Source organism: Ruminococcus sp. AF17-12, from assembly GCF_003479245.1.
GTDB lineage: Bacteria > Bacillota > Clostridia > Lachnospirales > Lachnospiraceae > Blautia_A > Blautia_A fusiformis.
Window position 1 is genome coordinate 81,067 of the sequence record NZ_QUGY01000014.1, and the last position, 20,575, is coordinate 101,641.

At 44.4% G+C, this 20,575-nt stretch carries 20 protein-coding genes; 19 read left to right on the forward strand and 1 reads right to left on the reverse strand.

Translation table 11 applies throughout. The features are described from left to right. From DWW77_RS14325 to DWW77_RS14405, 17 genes are all read left to right on the forward strand, one after another. Positions 1 to 753, forward strand: coding sequence for an ABC transporter permease (locus DWW77_RS14325; RefSeq protein WP_118608970.1), 753 nt, complete (start codon positions 1 to 3; stop codon positions 751 to 753). Positions 754 to 756: 3 nt separating this feature from the next. Further along, entirely contained in the window at positions 757 to 1,491 is a 735-nt protein-coding gene (locus tag DWW77_RS14330; RefSeq protein WP_118608971.1) for an ABC transporter permease, read from the forward strand. A 337-nt stretch (positions 1,492 to 1,828) separates the two neighbouring features. Continuing rightward, on the forward strand, positions 1,829 to 2,122 hold the full coding sequence (locus DWW77_RS18575; RefSeq protein WP_330603442.1) for a hypothetical protein: 294 nt from the start codon (positions 1,829 to 1,831) through the stop codon (positions 2,120 to 2,122). Next, positions 2,109 to 2,651, forward strand: a complete 543-nt coding sequence (locus tag DWW77_RS14335; RefSeq protein ID WP_330603441.1) for a hypothetical protein — start codon at positions 2,109 to 2,111, stop codon at positions 2,649 to 2,651. Before DWW77_RS18575 ends, DWW77_RS14335 begins: the two co-directional genes overlap by 14 nt. A 156-nt stretch (positions 2,652 to 2,807) precedes the next feature. Beyond that, the gene (locus tag DWW77_RS14340) at positions 2,808 to 3,503 is read left to right on the forward strand and encodes a DUF6198 family protein (protein ID WP_118608972.1); all 696 of its coding nucleotides are present in this window, start codon (positions 2,808 to 2,810) and stop codon (positions 3,501 to 3,503) included. Positions 3,504 to 3,842: 339 nt separating this feature from the next. Then, positions 3,843 to 4,631, forward strand: coding sequence for an electron transfer flavoprotein subunit beta/FixA family protein (locus DWW77_RS14350; RefSeq protein WP_021976223.1), 789 nt, complete (start codon positions 3,843 to 3,845; stop codon positions 4,629 to 4,631). 13 nt (positions 4,632 to 4,644) lie between these two features. After that, positions 4,645 to 5,835, forward strand: a complete 1,191-nt coding sequence (locus DWW77_RS14355; protein WP_118608974.1) for an electron transfer flavoprotein subunit alpha — start codon at positions 4,645 to 4,647, stop codon at positions 5,833 to 5,835. Between the two features lie 3 nt (positions 5,836 to 5,838). Further along, positions 5,839 to 7,257, forward strand: coding sequence for an FAD-binding oxidoreductase (locus tag DWW77_RS14360; RefSeq protein ID WP_021976221.1), 1,419 nt, complete (start codon positions 5,839 to 5,841; stop codon positions 7,255 to 7,257). Between the two features lie 18 nt (positions 7,258 to 7,275). Continuing rightward, complete coding sequence (locus tag DWW77_RS14365) at positions 7,276 to 8,445, forward strand: YkvI family membrane protein (RefSeq protein WP_092072300.1); 1,170 nt, start codon at positions 7,276 to 7,278, stop codon at positions 8,443 to 8,445. Positions 8,446 to 8,735: 290 nt separating this feature from the next. After that, on the forward strand, positions 8,736 to 9,587 hold the full coding sequence (licT, locus tag DWW77_RS14370; protein WP_059086637.1) for a BglG family transcription antiterminator LicT: 852 nt from the start codon (positions 8,736 to 8,738) through the stop codon (positions 9,585 to 9,587). A 124-nt stretch (positions 9,588 to 9,711) separates the two neighbouring features. Continuing rightward, positions 9,712 to 11,598 (forward strand): beta-glucoside-specific PTS transporter subunit IIABC, encoded by a 1,887-nt coding sequence (locus DWW77_RS14375; protein WP_118070853.1) that lies wholly within the window; start codon positions 9,712 to 9,714, stop codon positions 11,596 to 11,598. A 70-nt stretch (positions 11,599 to 11,668) separates the two neighbouring features. Continuing rightward, positions 11,669 to 13,096: a glycoside hydrolase family 1 protein gene (locus DWW77_RS14380; protein WP_118608975.1), complete on the forward strand. Its 1,428-nt coding sequence runs from the start codon at positions 11,669 to 11,671 to the stop codon at positions 13,094 to 13,096. Between the two features lie 181 nt (positions 13,097 to 13,277). After that, a complete protein-coding gene (locus DWW77_RS14385) occupies positions 13,278 to 14,948 on the forward strand; it encodes a diguanylate cyclase (protein ID WP_118608976.1) in 1,671 nt (556 codons plus the stop codon). A 197-nt stretch (positions 14,949 to 15,145) separates the two neighbouring features. Next, positions 15,146 to 15,643 carry an RNA polymerase sigma factor gene (locus DWW77_RS14390; protein ID WP_118608977.1) on the forward strand — a complete coding sequence of 166 codons (498 nt, stop codon included), beginning with the start codon at positions 15,146 to 15,148 and terminating at the stop codon, positions 15,641 to 15,643. Beyond that, complete coding sequence (locus DWW77_RS14395; protein ID WP_118608978.1) at positions 15,627 to 16,415, forward strand: zf-HC2 domain-containing protein; 789 nt, start codon at positions 15,627 to 15,629, stop codon at positions 16,413 to 16,415. Before DWW77_RS14390 ends, DWW77_RS14395 begins: the two co-directional genes overlap by 17 nt. A 108-nt stretch (positions 16,416 to 16,523) precedes the next feature. Beyond that, positions 16,524 to 16,877 (forward strand): arsenate reductase family protein, encoded by a 354-nt coding sequence (locus DWW77_RS14400; RefSeq protein WP_015526336.1) that lies wholly within the window; start codon positions 16,524 to 16,526, stop codon positions 16,875 to 16,877. After that, positions 16,874 to 17,728 carry a YitT family protein gene (locus tag DWW77_RS14405; protein WP_015526335.1) on the forward strand — a complete coding sequence of 285 codons (855 nt, stop codon included), beginning with the start codon at positions 16,874 to 16,876 and terminating at the stop codon, positions 17,726 to 17,728. The genes DWW77_RS14400 and DWW77_RS14405 overlap by 4 nt, the downstream gene beginning before the upstream one ends. Positions 17,729 to 17,791: 63 nt before the next feature. On the opposite strand, the gene DWW77_RS14410 is transcribed toward DWW77_RS14405, so the two are convergent. Then, positions 17,792 to 19,174: an NCS2 family permease gene (locus DWW77_RS14410; RefSeq protein WP_015526334.1), complete on the reverse strand. Its 1,383-nt coding sequence runs from the start codon at positions 19,172 to 19,174 to the stop codon at positions 17,792 to 17,794. Between the two features lie 213 nt (positions 19,175 to 19,387). Between DWW77_RS14410 and DWW77_RS14415 the strand changes: the two genes are divergently transcribed. Both DWW77_RS14415 and DWW77_RS14420 read left to right on the forward strand, forming a co-directional pair. Beyond that, entirely contained in the window at positions 19,388 to 19,876 is a 489-nt protein-coding gene (locus tag DWW77_RS14415; protein WP_173740140.1) for a DUF1648 domain-containing protein, read from the forward strand. A gap of 145 nt (positions 19,877 to 20,021) precedes the next feature. Then, complete coding sequence (locus tag DWW77_RS14420; RefSeq protein ID WP_059086966.1) at positions 20,022 to 20,294, forward strand: hypothetical protein; 273 nt, start codon at positions 20,022 to 20,024, stop codon at positions 20,292 to 20,294. Positions 20,295 to 20,575 lie beyond the last annotated feature (281 nt).

Consider the following 20,575-nt stretch of genomic DNA (forward strand, 5'->3'; position numbering starts at 1 on the left):
ATGACCAAAGCATTTCAGGTAGAACTTAAGAAAGCCCGCCACAGGCACGACCTTCTGCTTTGTCTGTTGGTGCCGGTGCTTATGATAATCTGGGTAGGCGGCCTGTCACCGTCCAGTCCGGAGGAACTGGCTAATGGATACAGCGCATTATTTTACAGCGTTCCTGTTATCAATACGATCATTTTGCCCGTCATGATGTCATTGCTGTCCAGCCGGTTGTGGGATATGGAGGTTAAGGGAAATACCACGAAACTGCTTTATACGCTGCAAAGCCGCAGAAATTTATTTATGGGGAAAGCATTGTTCGGAATCCTGGAGATTCTGTTGATAACAACTCTGGAAATGGGAAGCGTAGTTTTTCTTGGAAAAATCCATGGATATACGGAAGTATTTCCTGTAGACCAGTTTCTTTATATGACAGTGTGTATCCTGGCAGTGAACCTGATGCTTTTTTTCTTGGAATTTCTTCTTATATTAATATCTGGGAATCCGGTGCTGGCGCTTTGCGTTGGAATTGTGGGTGCATTGGTGGGACTGTTTTCTGCATTTATGCCGCAGATTGTTAGTTACTTTGTGCCGTGGGGATATTTTGTTCCGCTGGGGGCTTACGAAGTGGCAAACTGGGATAAAATTACTCATATGGTTACTTATGGTACACGGCCATTTAACTGGGGCCTGCTGATCTTTACCGTTGTGCTGGGAGCCGTGTTGTTTTATGTGGCATGGCGAAAAGTGCAGAAACAGGAGGTGTAGAAGATGTTAAAACGATGCATTGCAGCAGAAAACCGGAAACTTCACGCGTCCCCGATCTGGGCGATGTTTTTTCTCCTGCCGGTGATCTCTGCCGGATATGGAACTTTCAATTATTTGCAGAATCTGGAAATCCTCAAGGACGGATGGTACAGTCTGTGGACACAGCATACGTTGTTTTATTCCATGTTTTTCTTTCCAGCCATGGTTGCGGCCTATGCAGCATATCTGTGGCGGCTGGAACATCTTGGGCATAATTGGAATCTGATCATGGCAAGTCCGGTAAAGCCGCTGGACCTGTTCATAGCGAAATTTGCGGTGGTGGCAAAACTGGCTCTGCTTACACATATATTTGTATTTGTACTGTATGTATTTTGTGGAAAAATCTTCGCACATCTGTCAGGCTGGCCATCAATGAGACTGCCATTTTTTCTTCTGAGAGGAGCTGTGGGAGCGCTGGCTGTTATTGCTGCACAGTTGGTTCTTGCTATGATGATCCGAAGCTTCGCAGTGCCGATCTTTCTGGGATTGGTGGGAGGTGTTACCGGCATGTTTGCAGGATCGAAAGGTTTTGCACTGGCCTGGCCGTATTGTCTGATGCAGGCTGGGATGAATGCGAATAAAAAAGAGGATGTGCTAAGCGGCGGTTATGGACTGTTTGTTCTGAGCTGTGTTTTGTGGCTGATGGTGTTGTTTGTACTGGCCGGGTGGATCTTGAAGAAGAAGGATGTACGGGCGTGAGGATGTGCGTCAGGATTGCAAAAAGTCTCGAGATTATAAAAATTTCGGGGCTTTTTGTTTTTTCTGATGCACCGGCTATGCAACCATGTTACAATTATAGAAATCTGGGAAATTAACCGAACTAGGAAGGGTTACTGCTACAATTGTGAAGAAATATAAGCAATGGCTTAGGCGTACATATTTTTTATATAAACTGCGGAAAAGTTATTCGGTTATGAGCAAGCAGCGAATGCGGATGATTTTATCCGCTTATTGGAAAAATATGTTAAAAGAGTTATTAACAGATATAAAGAAAGCAGGTGAACCATGAACACAAAAGCAAAGAAAAATCCTGAAAGTGATCGGCATTATCATTCTTGCGATCGTGCTGATCCTGGCGGTGTACATTATCTATCTTTATGCCAGCTACCACCGCATCGAGGACAACCAGGAACTGCAGGTTGAGACAATTTCAGACAACACATCATTAGGTGATGCCATTACAACCGGGGAAAAATACTCCGCACTTACATATAATATCGGTTTTGGTGCCTACACCCCGGATTTCAGCTTCTTTATGGATGGCGAAAAATCCTCCTGGGCGAAAAGCAAGGACAGTGTAAAGGAAACGATCAAGGGTGCCGGTGGATAACGGAAAAGAACTGGTGATCTTTGAACTGCATATGTCTGCTTACGGAAACAGCGATGCTATCCGGGAAGGCCAGATCCGGATGCTCAGTGAAGATATGCAGAAAGAGTATGAGGCTGGGAATTATGTGATCTGCGGTGGGGATTTCAACCATGATCTGAAGGCTGCGGATACGCAATCTGCAGAATCGAAAGAATCAGATGAAGCCAACGAAAGCAGCGATACGCAGGCAGATACTGACGATTCAGAGGAAGCAGAACCTGAATCCTGGGCCTACCCATTTCCGCGGTCAGAACTCCCGGAGCATTTTTCCTTTTGTCTGGATCAGCTGTCCGAAGATGAAAAAAAAGATCTCTGGAACAGTGCCCGCAACGCAGATATGGAATATGTACCCGGTGAGACGTATACCGTGACGCTGGACGGATTTATTATTTCAGATAATGTGGAATGTACAAAATATGAAAATGTAAATACCGGATATTCCTATTCCGATCACGATCCTGTATACATGGAATTTTATCTGAAGAAATAAAAAATATTTTTTATGCAAAATAATATATGAGCCGGTGGCGAATGTAGATATTTTATCCGCATTTGTTGCCGGCTCATTGACTTTCCTGAAAAAAAGTCTTAAATTATATGAGAAAAATAATCAAATATTTCACATAAAGAATGGAGGCTTTTTAAAATGTCTGGAGCAGCGGAGGACAGTCATTTACAAAGTAACAGAAAATTACCGGTGATCAGAGGAGAACTGGCGCTGGTAATCGTGATCCTGATCAACAGCCTGGGAGTAGTGCTTATGCTTTATTCCGGGTCGGGCATTTCAGCGATATCAAGTGTGCCTTATGCTTTTTCGGAAGTATTTCCACATGTTACACTTGGAACCTGGACGTATATTTTTCAGGGACTTCTGATCTTATCACTGATGATCATGCGGAAAAAATTTGTGGTACCATATTTGTTCAGTTTTGTTGTGGGATTTGCATTCAGCGAGATGCTGGATCTCTATGAATCGGAGATCAATATACTGCCGACGGCAATGGGATTCAGAGTGCTTTATTTTGTGATCAGCTATCTTCTGATCTGTTTTGGAATTGCTCTTTCCAACCGGTGCGGTCTGCCGATCATCCCAACCGATCTGTTTCCGAGAGAACTTTCGGATATCACGAAATTCAAATATTCCCAAATTAAGGTCAGCTTTGATGTTACCTGTCTTGCAGTAACCGGACTTATGACAGGCATTATCTTTGGTCATCTGGACGGACTTGGGATCGGTACGATCCTTGCGGCTTTTACTATGGGAAAAGTGATCGGATTAATAGGGGATGAGCTGGATCGTCATGTGAGATTTGTATCTTTTCTGACAAAGAAAACAGCCTGATAAGCGGGATGCTTATGTTAATAGAAAAATAAAACCGAAAAAAAGTCTGAACTTCAGCTTACGTAAAAGAAACGTAAGATGGAATTCAGACTTTTTTTATATATAAGCATCTCATTATTGAGCGCAAATAAACACCCATTTCAGATATTTCAATGTTTTATGGCCCAAAATCCGCTGGATTTAGCTATATCCGCCCACAAAATTGCTCGAATTATATATTTTTTTGTGAAAATCACCAAAACCCTCTCGACTTTACACCACGTTAATGCTATACTTATACAGATGTTTAACGTTTTAAAGCAAAAAATAAAAGTGAAAATACAGGAAAGAAGATAGAAAATGAAGATCGTTGTATGTATGAAGCAGGTACCGGCAACTTCCAAGGTTGATATCGATCCGGAAACCGGTGCCATGAAACGAATGTCCGGTGAGACAAGGACTAATCCATATGATCTGTTTGCACTGGAAACAGCCCTTGCGATCCGGGAAAAAACAGGCGGAACTGTAACCGTTCTTACTATGGGACCGCCTCAGGCGGAAGAGATGATCCGGGATGCTTATACCATGGGTGCTGATGAGGGCGTAATCCTTTCAGACCGAAAATTTGCGGGAGCGGATGTTCTGGCAACCTCTTATGCGTTAGCACAGGGAATCCAGGTGATCGGCGGTGCAGATCTGATCATCTGCGGAAGACAGACCACAGATGGTGACACAGCCCAGGTTGGTCCGGCCATTGCAGAGCATCTGACCATCCCACATGCTGCATGGGTAGCTGAGATCATGGACGTCAATGAAAAAAGCATTCAGGTCCGTCAGGATCTTGTCAGTGTTTCTCAGGTTTCTGAGATCCCGTATCCATGTCTTTTAACCATTGACAAGGATACCTGCGTGCCACGTCTGCCATCCTATTTATTAAAGAAGGCAACTGCAGACCGTCCGGTACGGATCTTAAGCTTTGAAGATATGCCGGATCAGGATCTGAGCCGTTACGGACTGATCGGTTCCCCCACCTCTGTGGAAAAAATGTTTGCGCCGGAGGAAAGTGAAAAACAGGTTTATCTGGAAGGAACTGCAAAGGAAAAGGCAGACAAGCTTGTGGCTCTCCTGACCGGAAAGAAGATCATATAGGGGGAAGCGGAACATGGAATTTTTAAAATTTGATATAAACAAATGCGTACTCTGCGGAGTATGCGTGGAGAAATGTCCTTTTGGGGCCCTCACCATAGAGGGAAATGGAATTGTTGTAGGCGATGCCTGTCGTATGTGTGGGCTTTGCGTTCGTAACTGCCCGGAGAAAGCCATCCGGTTTGAGCAGAAGGCAAAATCCTTTGACAAGGATAAATGGAAAAACTTTCTTATCTATGTGGAGCAGGAGAGAGGAGAGATCCATCCGGTTACCTTTGAGTTGATTGGAGAAGCGAGAAAGATGGCGGTCAAAGTCGGTTATCAGGTTAACTGTGTGATCGTCGGAGGAAAAGGAACAAAAGAAAATGCGGAAAAGCTTCTTCCATATGGCGTAGACAATGTGTACGTATATGAGCATGAAGGCTTTGAAGGCTTCCGCGCAGATTGTTACACAGATGCAGTTGCAGACTGTATCGCAGCAAACAAGCCAAGCTCTGTGCTGATCGGAGCTACTGCGTTGGGACGTTCCCTTGCGCCGAGGCTTTCCACCAGATTCCATACGGGACTGACTGCAGACTGTACTACATTGGATATCCGTTCCAACACCGATATGATCCAGATCAGACCGGCTTTCGGCGGAAATATCATGGCTCAGATCGGCATCACCAAATCAAGACCACAGTTTGCCACGGTCCGTTATAAGGTTATGGACAAGGCAGAAAAAGTAAAAAATCCGCATGGTCAGGTGGTTGTATGTCCGGTAAATGAAAAAATGGCAGATTCCAGGATCAAGATTCTGTCATCCAGGATCATTGATAAGGTAAAGAGCCTTGAGGAAGAGGATGTTCTGGTAGTAGCAGGCCGTGGTGTCCGAAATGAAAAGGATGTGGAAATGTGCCGGGAACTGGCAGATGCCCTTGGCGGACAGCTTGCCTTCACCCGTCCTATGGTAGAAAACGGATTCGGAGATGTTGCACATCAGATCGGACTTTCCGGAAGAACTGTCCGTCCGAAGCTGATCATCACCTGCGGCGTATCCGGTGCCATCCAGTTTACTTCCTGCATGACAGGATCTGACTGTATCGTAGCGATCAACAATGATCCGGAGGCACAGATCTTTAATGTTGCAGATTACTGCATCGTGGATGATCTGTATCAGGTTGTACCGGAGCTGACAGAGCTGATAAAGAATCGGAAGGAGGATTAAGTCATGGCATATCCCTATAAAAAAATGACTTCAGAAGATTTTGACTACATCCGTTCTGTGACTGCTTCAGATCGTGTATGGGTCGGCGATGAGATCGCAAAAGAATATTATCGTGATGAGATGCCGGAGTACGGAGTTTTTCCTCCGGAGCTTTATGTGGAGGTTTTAAATAAAGAAGAGATCTCAGCCATCATGGCTTACGCATATAAAGAAAATATCCCGGTGGTATGCCGTGGCGCAGGAACCGGACTTGCAGGCGGAGCAACCTGTAAATATGGTGGGATCATGCTTTCTGTGATGCGCATGAACAAGATCTTTCCGATCGACAGAAAGAATCAGACCATCACAGCGGAGCCGGGAGCACTGCTCATTGATATCCAGGCAGCCGCTGCAGCAGGAGGACTTTTTTATCCGCCGGATCCGGGCGAAAAAACAGCTTCCATCGGCGGTAATGTTATCACAAATGCCGGTGGTATGAAGGCGGTACGATATGGACTGACCAGGGATTTTGTCCGCTGTATCGAGGCAGTTATGCCGGATGGTTCCATCATGAATTTTTCATCCAACGTTGTGAAGAACACAACGGGATATGATGTAAAAGATCTGGTGATCGGCTCGGAGGGAACTTTATGTATTCTGACTCAGGTAACGCTGAAGCTTCTTCCCGCACCGACCTGTACCTGTACCCTTGTAATGCCGTTCAGGAGTCTTGAGGAATGTGCAGACATGGTTCCGAAGGTTCTGGAGCTGCCGTTTGTGCCAACAGCCATCGAGTTTCTGGAAAGAGAACTGATCGATATCGTAGAACGCAATCTGAACAAAATGTTCCCGGTAAAACAGGGAGAAGCAGTGCTGATCGTTATGTATGATGCTTCCAGTAAGCAGGAACTTGACAGCGCAGTAGAGGCAGCAGCGGAAGCAGCTCTGGCAAACGGAGCTCTGGACTGCTGTATCGCAGGAACGCCGGAGCGTGCAGGTGCTGTATGGAGTGTCCGAGGCGGAATCCTGGAAGGAATGAAAGCCGATTCTGTCGCACAGGAAGAGTGTGACGTAGTTGTTCCACGAGCAAGGATCGCAGAGTATGTAAAAGCAGCCAAAAAGATTGCAAGCGCACACGGAATCCGTGTAGAGCCTTGCGGACACTGCGGAGACGGTAACATCCATACAGAGATGCTCCGTGGACCGGAAATGAGCGACCAGGAGTGGAAAGAAGCCACCCACGCAAGCCTGGTAGAGCTGTATGCACTGTCCAAAGAACTGGGCGGCCAGCTTTCCGGTGAGCATGGTATCGGAAACGGACGTCTGGAATTCCTGGAAGAGTTTGCTGGCCCGAGAATGATCGCTCTTTATAAAGCCATCAAGCTGGCTTTCGATGATAAACTGATCCTGAATCCGGGAAAAGTCATCGAATATAATAAATAAAAAATGGGGGAAAGAGAGATGAGTCAGAATAAATCATTACAAAGTAAAATGCCTCTGGCTATGGGACTTGCGTTCGTCGCATTTACCACACAGTTCGGAGGCGGATTCGCATCAGGAGCGCAGATTTATCAGTACTTTATCAACTACGGTATCTGGTGTCTGATCCTGCCGGCAGTGACACAGGGATTGTATGCACTGTTTTTCTGGTATGGAATGCGCTATGCTTATAAACACAAAACCTACGATTACAGAAGCTTTTCCGACAGTCTTTACGGAAAAACGAAACCGGTTATGTCCAATCTCTATGAGATCTGTTACCTGATCATGATCGGAACTGCATCAGCAGCAGCCTTTGCAACCGGCGGTTCCACACTGCAGACACTGTTCGGGATCCCATACTGGCTCTGTACACTGATCATTGCAGCATTTATCTTTGTGATCGCGCTTTTCGGAACCAATGTCGTAAGAAAATGTGCTTCTACATTAAGTGTGCTGATCATCATCGGTCTTGTACTGGTACTTGTTCCGAATATCATTGCACAGTGGGGAGATATCACAGCTTCCATCCATACTATGTCCTCCGGAGAAATGACTGTACTTTCCTCCGAGAGCGGAGCCTTTGGACCGGCTCTCTATTCAGCAGTCCTTTATTTCTTCTTCCAGCTGGCATCTGTTTCTGTTATGTACCAGCACATGGAGGATGTAACGGACGAAAAACAGATCAACAAAGCAGCGATCTGGATGTTTGTATGCAACTTCTGTGCAATGGAGCTTTCCATCCTCGGACTTCTTGCCATTGCATATGTAAGTGAACTGGCATCTGCATCGGTACCGATGCTGGTACTGGTCCAGAACGGTGTAGGCGCCGGAATTCTGACACCGATCATTTCTCTGCTGATCATCCTTGGAGCTATTTCCACAGCAGTAAATATGATCTCCGGTATTGTGACCCGCTGCGTAAATGCAGTGGAGCGTCGTATGGACAGCCCGGCAAAAAAAGCGCAGGGACACCTTGGAAGAAATGCAGTTTTTACAGCAATCTTTACATTCCTGGCATTTGCCATCGCACAGTTTGGTCTGATGACAGTTGTTAAGAAGGGATATGCATACCTTGGATATGCGGCGTTTATTACATTGTTTGTACCGTTTGTTGTACATGCCGTTGCGACAAAGGGAAAAGAGATTTGAAGAATAAAAAGCTGAACAGAAAATCCCCCGTTGATCCGTATGGCAGGATCATCAGGGGATTTTGTCAAAGTTCACAAAAATATTATAAATATTTTATTAAATATTCCAGATAGACAACATATACTTTTTCTGATACTATTACGTACAGTTATTAAATAGTTACGAATCAGAAGGATTGTTACTGAAATATTTATTTATCGTCAGGCAAGACCTTATAGTAGTATAGGAATAGGTTTTCTATATACTGTAATGGTCTTTTTTTATTTGTTTGGCAGCGGGGGAACAGGACTATGGTTATCCATAAGATTTTGAATAATAATCTGATACTGTCCAGGGATGGACAGGGACATGAAGTTATTGTAAAGGGCTGCGGAATTGCCTTTCAGAAAAAGAAAGGACAGCAAGTGGAGGAGTCCAGGATCGAGAAGATCTTTACTGCGGAAAATGCCCAGATCAGCAAGGAGATACAGGGTTATCTGACTGCTATTCCGGAAAAATATCTGGATTTTGTGGAAGCTTTTGTAAATGAAGTGAAGGAAAAAGAGGGGATGAAATTAAATGACAGTATTTATTTTTCCCTTAGCGACCATATCATGGGTGCGATCTCCAGACTTGAAAACGGGATCCGCCTTCAGAATATGCTGCTTCTGGATATCAAGCAGCTTTATCATAAGGAATATGAGATCGGCTTGGAATTACTGAAAAAGGTAAATGAGATGTTCGAGGTAGATCTTTCTGCAGATGAAGCAGGATTTTTTGCATTGCATTTTGTGAATGCGGAAGATGGCGGCAAGACGGACAGCTATCAGATTTCCATTATCGTACATCAGATCCTGGACATCGTGGAGAAGTATTATGACAATATGGAATTTCAGGAGGATAATCTGTATTATCAGCGGTTTCTCACGCATCTGAAATATTTTGCCCAGAGATTCCTTCATAAAGAGCTTCACTATGATGAGAATCAGGAGCTTTTCAAGATCATCAAGGAGCAGTACAGAGAAGCTTACGGCTGTGTAAAAATGATCTATCTTATGATGGAAGAGGAATATAAATACGCTATGACTGAGGACGAAATGCTGTATCTGACGATTCATATCCAGAAGATCACAGAAGACCATAAACGTTTGAAAAATCTGTGAAAAGAAATTGTTTTATAAAGTTAGGTGTTAATGGATTGTTACTGAAATACGTGCCATGTGCGTATCTTTTCAGGCAAGACCTTTAATATAAATTTCAATATTTATTATTAAAGGAGGTCCCCAAATGAAAAAGGACTATGCAAAAACTGCAGACACACTGATTGCAGCACTGGGCGGAAAAGAGAATATCACCCGTCTGTTCCACTGCATGACAAGGCTTCGTTTCTATGTGAAAGACAGATCGAAGATCAACGAGAAAGAGATCTTAAAGCTTTCTGAGATCTCCGGCGTTAACTGGCATGAAGATCAGTTCCAGGTTATCGCAGGAAATGAAGTGAACGCTGTTTACAAGGCATTGGAGGACAAAGGTGTTCCTACCGATGATGCACCGGCAGCGAACTCTGACAGCTCAAAGAGTGTTGTTTCAAAAGTTATCGATGCCATCACCGGATGTATGACCCCGATGATCCCTGCCCTGACTGCAGCCGGTATGATCAAAGTTGTACTTACTCTGCTGACAACTTTTCATCTGGTATCAGAAACAAGCAGTACCTACCAGGTGATCAGTTTTATCGGAGATGTTACTTTCTACTTCATGCCGTTCCTGATCGCAGCAAATGCTGCCAAGGTTTTCCGCGTGAACCAGTCACTGGCGCTGTTTATTGCCGGTGTTTACTTAAGCCCTACCTTTGTAACTATGGTAGCTGGTGATGCGGCCATCACACTGTTTGGTCTGCCGATCACAAAAGCAACTTATTCTTATTCCGTTATTCCGGTTATCCTGATGGTATGGATCACACATTATATTGAGATTCTGGTTGATAAGATCACACCGAAAATGGTAAAACTGATCCTGAACCCGACACTGGTAATTCTGATCAGTGCACCGATCGCCCTGATCGTAGTTGGACCGCTCGGAACAATTATTGGTAACGGACTTGCGGTAGCCATCAACTTCCTGTCCGTAAAACTTGGTTTCATTATTGTAGGTATCCTTGCAGCAACCTTCCCGTTCATCGTTATGACCGGTATGCACCATGCGCTGACACCAATCGGACTGAATGCCATTGCAACCGGTGGTACCGATACACTGATCTTTGTATCTCAGGTATGCTCTAACCTTGCACAGTCCGGAGCTTCTCTTGCAGTAGCTGTAAGATCCAAGGACAGCAACATGAAACAGCTGGCAAGTGCAGCCGGTGTCTCCGCTCTTATGGGTATCACAGAGCCTGCTCTGTATGGTGTTACACTGAAACTGAAAAGACCGGTTGTAGCAGCTTCCATAGCAGCCGGAATCGGTGGTATCGTAGGAGGACTTCTTCAGGTTTCTCTTTACATTGCACAGAATTGTATCATGGCGATCCCGGCGTTTATCGGTGAGAAGGGATTAAGCAATCTGCTTTATGGAATCATTATGATCGTGGTATCTTTTGTAGCTGCTTTTGTTCTTACGCTTATCTTCGGATTTGAGGATGTAAAGGCTGAGACAGAGGATGAAGTACAGAACACAGATACAGAAAAACAGCCGGCACAGCAGAACGCTCCGCTTGTAGAGAAGATCGAGCTTTGTGCACCGGTAGCAGGAACTGTAAAAGCACTTTCCGATGTTCCGGATAAAACTTTTGCTGATAAGGTTTTAGGTGACGGAGCAGCAATCGTTCCATCAGAAGGAAAGGTTTATGCACCGGCAGATGGTACGGTGGCAAATATCATGGACAGCAAACATGGAATCATGTTTGTGACAGAAAGTGGAGCAGAAATTCTGATCCACATCGGACTTGATACTGTAAATTTAAATGGTAAATATTTTAAATCCCATGTTTCTGATGGAGATAAGGTAAAAAAAGGAAAGCTTCTTGTGGAATTCGATATGGATGCCATTAAGAAAGAAGGATATGATCTGATCACACCGGTTGTTGTGACCAATATTTCTGATTATATCAAAGCAGTATGCATGGAAAAAGAAGATGCAGCTGTAAATGCAGGAGATAAATTCCTGACTATTGTATAAGAATAACAACGAAACATCAGGCGGAGATAACAGATCCGCCTGATGTTTATAAAAAGGAGAAAATTAAAATATGAAAAATTATAACCGTATGCCGGAAAACTTTCTCTGGGGCGGAGCAACCGCTGCAAACCAGTATGAAGGCGGTTGGGATGAGGATGGCAGAGGCCCGTCCATTGCAGATGTCCTGACAGGAGGAAGTGTGGATAAGGAACGTCGTCTTACACCGCCGGCACCGTTACCGGAAGAATTTTATCCCAATCACCAGGCGACTGATTTTTATCATCACTGGAAAGAGGATATTGCTCTTTTTGCAGAGATGGGATTTAAGGTATATCGTTTTTCTATTTCTTGGTCCAGAGTGTTCCCAAATGGGGATGAGGAAACTCCAAATGAGGAAGGCCTTAAGTTCTACGACAATGTGATCGACGAACTGAGAAAATATAACATTGAGCCGCTGATAACGATCTCTCATTATGAGAATCCCCTTCATCTTTCTCTGGAGTATGGCGGATGGAAAAATCGTAAGATGATCGATTTCTATCTTCGATTTGCAAAGGTTTTATTTGAGAGATATAAAGGTAAGGTAAAATACTGGCTGACTTTTAATGAGATCAATATGCTGACGCAGGACTTTGGTGCGGTATTCTGTGCAGGAATGCTGGACCCGAAGGATGTATGTGAGCAGAGCCGTTATCAGGCAATGCATCACCAGCTGGTAGCAAGTGCACTTGCAGTTTCCATGGCTCATGAGATCGATCCGGAGTTTATGCTTGGCTGTATGCTTGCTTATCACAATGGTTATCCATATACTTGCCATCCGGATGATATCTTATATGCACAGCAGTTTGGGCAGATCCACAATTCCATTGCCGGTGATGTTCATGTAAGAGGATATTATCCGGGATTTGCAGCGAGATACTTTGAGGAGCACGGAATCCAGCTGGAGATTCTTCAGGAGGATAAAGAGATCCTCAAGAAGGGTACGGTGGACTTTTTCACCATCAGCTATTATTCCAGTAGCTGTGTCAGCGTGACAAAGGACGGAGAGAAAACGGCCGGAAATGGAAGTGACAATCTGAAAAATCCATATCTGAAAGCTTCCGACTGGGGCTGGCAGATTGATGCAACTGGTCTTCGCTATGTTCTGAACCAGATCTATGACCGCTATCAGATTCCGATCATGATCGTGGAAAATGGTCTTGGGGCGGTGGATCAGCTGACAGAGGATGGAAAGATTCACGATGATTACCGTATTGAATATATGCGCCGCCATATAGAGCAGATGAAGGAAGCAATCCATGACGGAGTAGATCTGATCGGCTACACCTGCTGGGGCTGTACAGATCTTGTCAGTGCCTCCACTGGAGAATTCAAGAAGCGTTATGGGCTTATCTATGTAAATAAAAATGATGACGGGACCGGAGACTTTTCCAGAATCCGCAAAGATTCTTTTTACTGGTACAAAAAAGTGATTGAATCTTGCGGGGAAGAGCTTTAACTGAATCAACTGCGAAGCAGTTATCTGGTGTAGAATTATGTAGCGAATGCGGTTGCTTTTATCCGGTTGACGACAAAATCCTGGAGTATGACAATGTACTCCGGGATTTTTTTGGAAGGTTGACTTTTACACGGTAAAGTGTAATACTTATTGTAAGTGACGAATGTGAGGAGTGTTTTTTATGCCGGATGAAAAAGTACTGCAGGTAGCGATACTTATATGGGGATGTGTATTTTGTGCCATAGCTGCATTATGTATATTTCTGAGCAGTAATTATGACAGGGAAAAGCGTTGGTATCTTATCCTGATGGAGAGTTTTGCTTCCCTGTTATTGCTGATGGATGCCATGGCGCATATTTTCAGCGGATATCCCGGAGTTCCGGGCAGTGTGATGGTCCGTATCTCGAGTTTTCTCGTATTCCTTTTAAGTGACGTAGTCCTGCTGTGTTTTCACATTTATGTGTGTGTTTATCTGTTTTCGAAGAGGGAGCGGAGAACATTAAAAAGAGTAAAAGCCGGATATGTTATTGCTGCCGCAGAGGTTGCTTTTGTGGTGATCTCGCAGTTTACTCACTGGTATTATTACATAGATGGGGATAATTGTTATCATCGGGCACCGTTATATATTATGTCAATTCTTCTTTCGGCAGCAGGCTTGCTCATTGATCTTACGCTTCTGCTCCAGTACAAAAAGAGAGTCAGCAGGAAGCTCCTGTTCTCTATGCTGTCATGCATTGTACTTCCGGCAGTGGCGGCAGCTGTGCAGGCATTCAGGTATGGAATGTCGCTGATCGATTTTTCTGTTGGTATTTCCATGATCATTATGTTTATCGTGACGATGACGGAGCTGAATCAGGAAATGTATCAGCTGATAAGCAGAGAGGGCAAGATAAAGGAAAGACTTGAGATCGCAACGATACTGAATAAATGCATTGCTGAGTTGATATCAGGAGAAGATGAAGATGCGGCGATCTCCAATCTGCTGCGTATTATCAGTGGGTATTTTGACGGAGATCGCAGTTATATTGTTCAGATCGATGAAAAGAGGAATGTCTGTACAAATACCTATGAGTATGCCATGAACGGAGTGACTGCTGAGAAGGATAATCTTCAGGAGGTTCCCATGGAAATGCTGGATATCTGGATGGACAGCTTTCGGAAAAATGGCCTGTATTATATTCCGGATATTGAGGAGGAGCAGGGGCAGCCGTATTATGAGACTCTGAAGATGCAGGACATTACCAGGCTGCTGGCCGTTCCTTTAAACAGTGACGGAAAGATCATAGGATTTCTCGGGGTAGATAATCCGAGACTGCATTATGAGGATCATACGCTGCTGTCATCCATACAGTACTTTTTAACGGACAGCCTGAAAGCCAAGGAGCGTAAGGCGTGTCTGCAGTACATGAGCTACCGTGATATGCTGACGACCTTGTATAACAGGAACAGGTATATTCAGGTTTTGGAAGGCATGCAGGCAAAAACAGTGATAAAAACAGGCGTAGCATATATTGATATCAATGGTCTGAAACGGGTGAATGATCTTTACGGACATGAGGCCGGAGACAGGCTGATCATAAATACAGCGCGTTCCATGCTTGCGATTCTGCCGGAAAATGCTTACCGGGTAGGTGGCGATGAATTTGTACTCATCTGTTTTGATATGGATGAGAAGATTTTTCGGAGTAAGGTTCGGGATATCTGTGACAGCATTGCTGCTAAAAGGATCAGTGTTTCTGTTGGCGTTGTCTGGGAGGAAAGCTCTTCGGAGCTTGAGACAATGCTGAGAAGAGCAGATGATCTTATGTATGCGGAAAAAAAGAAATATTATGAAAAGCATGGAACGATGTGAAGGTATGCAGCAGAGTGTAAGAGGAGGTCAGAAGAAAATTCTGATAATGCTGTGCCCGGTATTTTTATACCGGGCATTTCGTTTGTGCTAAAAGAAACGCCGGAATAAAAATATCGGACGAAATTTTGAAAAATTTTCTGTAACATTTTTGAGATCAGTGCGTCTTATAAGTGAGAAGGGAGGAAAGAGAAAAACCGATGAACATAGAGGAACTTTACCGGACATATTTTGACATTGTATATCGGTATATCCGTTCTATCTCACAGGATGGATCGCTGGCTGAGGAAGTGACACAGGAGACATTTTTTAAAGCTCTGGAAAAGATAGATCAGTTCCGGGGTGACTGTGATGTGCGTGTGTGGCTTTGCCAGATTGCAAAGAATACGTTGTACGATCATCTGAAAAAACAGAAGAAGCAACTTCTCGGGGATGAGAAGCTGGAAAAAATAGAAAGCGCTGGCGGAGAGCTTCTGGAGGAAAAGCTGGCACAGCGGAGTCAGGCTATGGAGATCCACAAAGTTTTGCATGGCCTTTCGGAACCGTATAAAGAAGTTTTTTCCCTGCGGACATTCGGAGAGCTTAAGTTTAGTGAGATCGGAATGCTTTTTGGAAAAAGTGAAAACTGGGCGCGGGTGACTTATTACCGTGCAAGAGTAAAGATCAGAGAGGAGCTGGAATATGAAGATTACATGTGACGTAATACAGGATCTGATGCCATCTTATATAGATGGGATATTAAGCGAAGACAGTCGGGCGCTGGTGGAAGAACATATGGGAACCTGTCAGGAATGCAGAAAAATGTTGGAGATCATGAAAGAAGAGCAGGGAAAAGAGCAGGCCCGGATAAGATCATCTGTAGCTTCTGTAGCAGGATGTGGAACTGGTGGGACGGAAAATACTGAAAGTAATGCAAATACCGGAAGCGTAGCCGCACTGAAAAAAATCCGGAGAAAATTAATAATACGCAGAGTGCTGACAGCAGCAGTGGCAGTTATCCTGACACTCATCGCTGCGGCAGCAGGCTACAATCACTGGTATTTCAACGAAAAATACATGACCCTGGAAAATAGCGGAATGTACGTAAAAAATAATAGATTGTATTCTTCCAATAATCTCATCAACCGAATGAAAGTACAGTACACGGAAGATGGAAAAACAGAGTTCGTCTACGCCATTGACGCGCCATATGCAGGAACTCTGGAACTGAAAGGCGATGACATGCTGCTTCAGGATTTTTCCAAAAAGACAGAGGAAGTATCACCGGAAGATGATAGCATCCCGGAAACGGTAACAGAGGTTTATTATATGAGTGAGGAGGCCGGAAAGAAGAGTCTGGAATTAACAGAGCTGGAAGCAAAGGGAGATCTGGATGCAGCGGAGAAAATTGTGGATGAGATGAAACAGGAATCGAAGCTGATATGGTCGGAACAAGAGGATAGAAATACCGCATCGTCTATGTTAAAATAAAACCTGGACAGTACAGTGAAAAAGTTCTATAAAAATTCTGTGCTGTAGGCAAAAAAAAAGACAGCAGTGAATTTACGTATTTACTGCCGAAGAACAGGGGGACATAAGATGTTATTTGTATGCTATCCAAAATGCAGTACCTGCAAAAAGGCTCAGAAATGGCTGGATGAGAGTGGCGCAGAATATACTTTGCGTGATATTAAGACGGACAATCCAACTGCAGAGGAACTGAAAGCCTGGTGGGAAAAAAGCGGTCTTCCGCTGAAGCGTTTCTTCAATACCAGTGGAAATATTTATAAAGAGATGAAACTGAAAGATAAACTTCCGGAGATGAGTGAGGAAGAGCAGCTTGCGCTTCTTGCAACAGACGGGATGCTTGTGAAACGACCAATCCTTGTTGGGAAAGACAAGGTGCTGGTGGGCGCTAAAGAAAAAGAATGGGAAGAGTATCTGAAATCATGAAAAAGAAACTGAATTATGCGGATATCGTTAAGGAAACCGTGATTCTCACCGTAGCAGTGGCGATCATCGCAGCAGCGGTATATTTTTTCCTGGTGCCAAGCCATACGTCGGTCAGCAGTATTTCCGGTCTTGGAATCGTGCTTTCCAACTTTGTGCCGCTGCAGCTGTCGGCGATTACCATGATCCTGAATGTGGTATTGCTGATCATTGGATTTTTTACCTGTGGAAGAGAGTTTGGAGTTAAGACGGTTTATACCAGTGTAATGCTGCCGTTGTTTCTGGGATTGTTTGAGATCATTTTTCCAAATTTCGGTTCCATGACAGATAGCCAGGAACTGGATGTTCTGTGTTATATTCTGGTAGTGAGTGTGGGACTTAGCATTCTTTTTAACCGGAATGCATCCTCAGGCGGACTGGATATCGTGGCGAAGATCATGAATAAGTATCTCCACATGGAACTTGGAAAAGCCATGTCTCTTTCCGGTATGTGCGTGGCACTTTCCGCGGCGCTTGTGTATGATAAAAAGACGGTGGTCTTAAGTATTCTGGGAACGTATTTTAACGGAATCGTTCTGGATCATTTTATTTTTGACAATAATATCAAGCGGCGTGTCTGCATCATCACGAAAAAGGAAGAGGAGCTGAGGCAGTTTATCATTCATGACCTGCACAGCGGAGCCACGATCTATGAGGCCATCGGAGCCTACAACATGGAAAAACGCCGTGAGATCATCACCATCGTAGATAAAGGTGAATATCAGAAGCTGATGAAGTTTATAAACCAGGAGGACCCGAAAGCGTTTATTACGGTTTATAATGTATCGAATATGCGGTATCAGCCGAAGAAATAAGAATATTTTGCTGGAATAAAAAAACTCCCGGGACAAAACTCCCGGGAATTTTTTTGCCATATTTTACAGGAAAATATATTTCAGGATAAACAGCACTGCCAGTACATACATCAGAGCGCTGATCTTCTTTTCTTTTGCCTTACCTGTGATCAGGTTGATGGCTACGTATGTGATAATTCCCATGGAGATACCTTCGGAAATGCTGTAGAAGAACGGCATTGCGATGATACATACATAACATGGGATCGCCTCGGACATATCGCTGAAATCAATGCTGATAACATTGCTGAGCATGTACAGACCGACGATCACCAGAGCCGGAGCTGTGGCAAAGGACGGGATTGCCAGGAAGATCGGAGACAGGAACAGGGACAGGCCAAATAAGATGGCAGTTGTCACTGCGGTAAGTCCGGTTCTTCCGCCTTCGGATACACCGGAAGCACTTTCTACGAAGGTAGTGGTTGTGGATGTACCAAGAACTGCACCGGCAGTTGTTGCAACTGCATCTGCAAGAAGTGCGCCCTTGATGTTAGGAAGCTTGCCATTTTCATCCAGCATGCCTGCTTTAGAAGAGACACCAACGAGAGTTCCAAGAGTATCAAAAAGATCTACAAATAAAAATGCAAACAGGATAACAAGGAAATCCAGTGAGAAAACTCCGTCAAACTGCAGCTTCGCAAAGATCGGAGCAAGACTCGGGATAGAGAGTCCGTTGCTGAAATCCGGGAGCAGGCTGTAGAAGCCGATCTCCGGGTTCGGAACATAAAGTCCGGCGAACTGACAGATGATTCCAAGTCCCCATGTGATCAGGATACCCCAGAGGATGTTTCCCTTTACATTCTTAACAACCAGGATTCCAGTTACGATGATACCGATCAGAGCCAGGATAACGGTGATCCCAACGTTGTTGAAGGAAGCCTCCACACCCTTGGCTGCGTTGTAGCCATCTACAGAGAAAAGCTGCAGCAGAGTGGAGCCGCCGATCACGATATTGGCATTCTGTAATCCTACAAATGCGATGAAAAGACCGATACCAACGCTGACTGCGGATTTCAGGTTCAGAGGGATCGCATTGAAGATCGCTTCACGTACATTGGTAAGTGAAAGAACGATAAATACGATACCTTCTGCAAAAACTGCGGTCAGTGCATACTGCCAGCTGTATCCCATACCGATAACAACTGTATAGGCAAAGTATGCGTTCAGACCCATTCCGGGTGCCAGTGCGAACGGGTAGTTGGCGAAGATCGCCATCAGCAACGTTCCCAGGAAGGCTGCCAGTGCGGTAGCTGTGAATACAGCTCCGGAATCCATGCCGGTTGCGGACAGGATGTTCGGGTTAACTGCCAGGATATAGGCCATTGTCATGAAGGTGGTGATACCTGCCAGAACCTCTGTTTTGGCGTCCGTTTTATTTGCGGACAGCTTGAAGATTTTTTCTAACATATTTCTTTCCCTTTCTTAAATATGTTTTTGGACAACATGTCTATTTTATCATATAAAAATTTCGTATGCAATCGTTAGTGCTTAACAGATATTGTTATGTAAGGTAATTTTTTGCAAAATACTTTTACAAGCAGGTAATTTGTGTGTAAAATACAGAAAAGAGAGTATTCGATTTACAGACGGGTTTATTTTGCAATGAAAGGGGGATGGATAATGTCTGAGAAAAAACTGCGGAATATTACAGATGTGCTCTGCTTTTTGATGATCCTTGGGTACGTGATGTATCTTGTGGCCACCTGGGGAAATCTGCCGGAGAGGGTGCCGATCCATTTTAATGCGCATGGGATCCCGGACCGGTATGGAAAGAAGGGCAGCCTTCTTCTGGAGCCGATTTTGGGGCTGCTGATCCTGGCACTTCTGATGTTCTGTCAGAGATTTCCACAGTGGTGGAACTATCCAGTTGAGGTGACAGAGGAAAACAGAGAGCATATCTTTGAGATTGCGTCAAAAATGATGTCTGTGATCAAGCTGTTATCCATTGGAGTATGTCTTTATGCCGGGATCAGCGGGAATCTGGGAACGGCACCTATGTGGCCGGTGTGGATACTGATCACAGGGATTTTCGTGACATTGATCCTGGGGATCCGGGGGATATATAAGGCTGGTAAAGAAACTGGCATGGATGAGGATGATAAATCGTGAAGCGGTTGCGTTTGTGATCATGCAGAAGAGTGGAAGGGAAATGTTCGATTTATTGTACTGAATATGGATGGAACCAGCGAAAGCGGATCGCGAATATCCGCTTGGCGAAATTATAATAAAAACAGGAAAGGAATCTCAGGAGCATATGGCAGATACAAGAACAGATGAGCTTTACAGAGCGCTTCAGGATAAGGGCTATCCCGATGAGCTGTGCCGGGAAATCGCCTATAAACATATGAATACCGATTACACAGCTACACGGATGCTGGGGTATTTATACAGGGTGACAAGTCCCAGAGTGGAGGATGTGATCGATGAGATGCTGGCGATCTTAAGTGACAGGGAAGCCATCGTCCGGAAGAAAGAGCTGGAGCACGCCCAGGCTACGATCAACAGCGTGTATCGGGAGGGTTTGTAACGGAAATCCCGGAGCTTTGCCAGTGCTGGCGGATCAGAAGCTTCATCCTTTAAGGAAAATCAGGAGATCATGGCTCTGGAGCATCATCTCCTTCCGCAGAAATTCATCATTGATAACTACATCAATATGAACGCACACTTTAATTTTATCCGTTTCTTTTAAACAGTATTGTTATTACGGTAGTGATTACTCTGATCGTAATTTATGCAAGTAATTGAAGATGGACAAAATAGTAATTGTATTAACTGATAAACCATAGTATAATACAAATATGAACACAA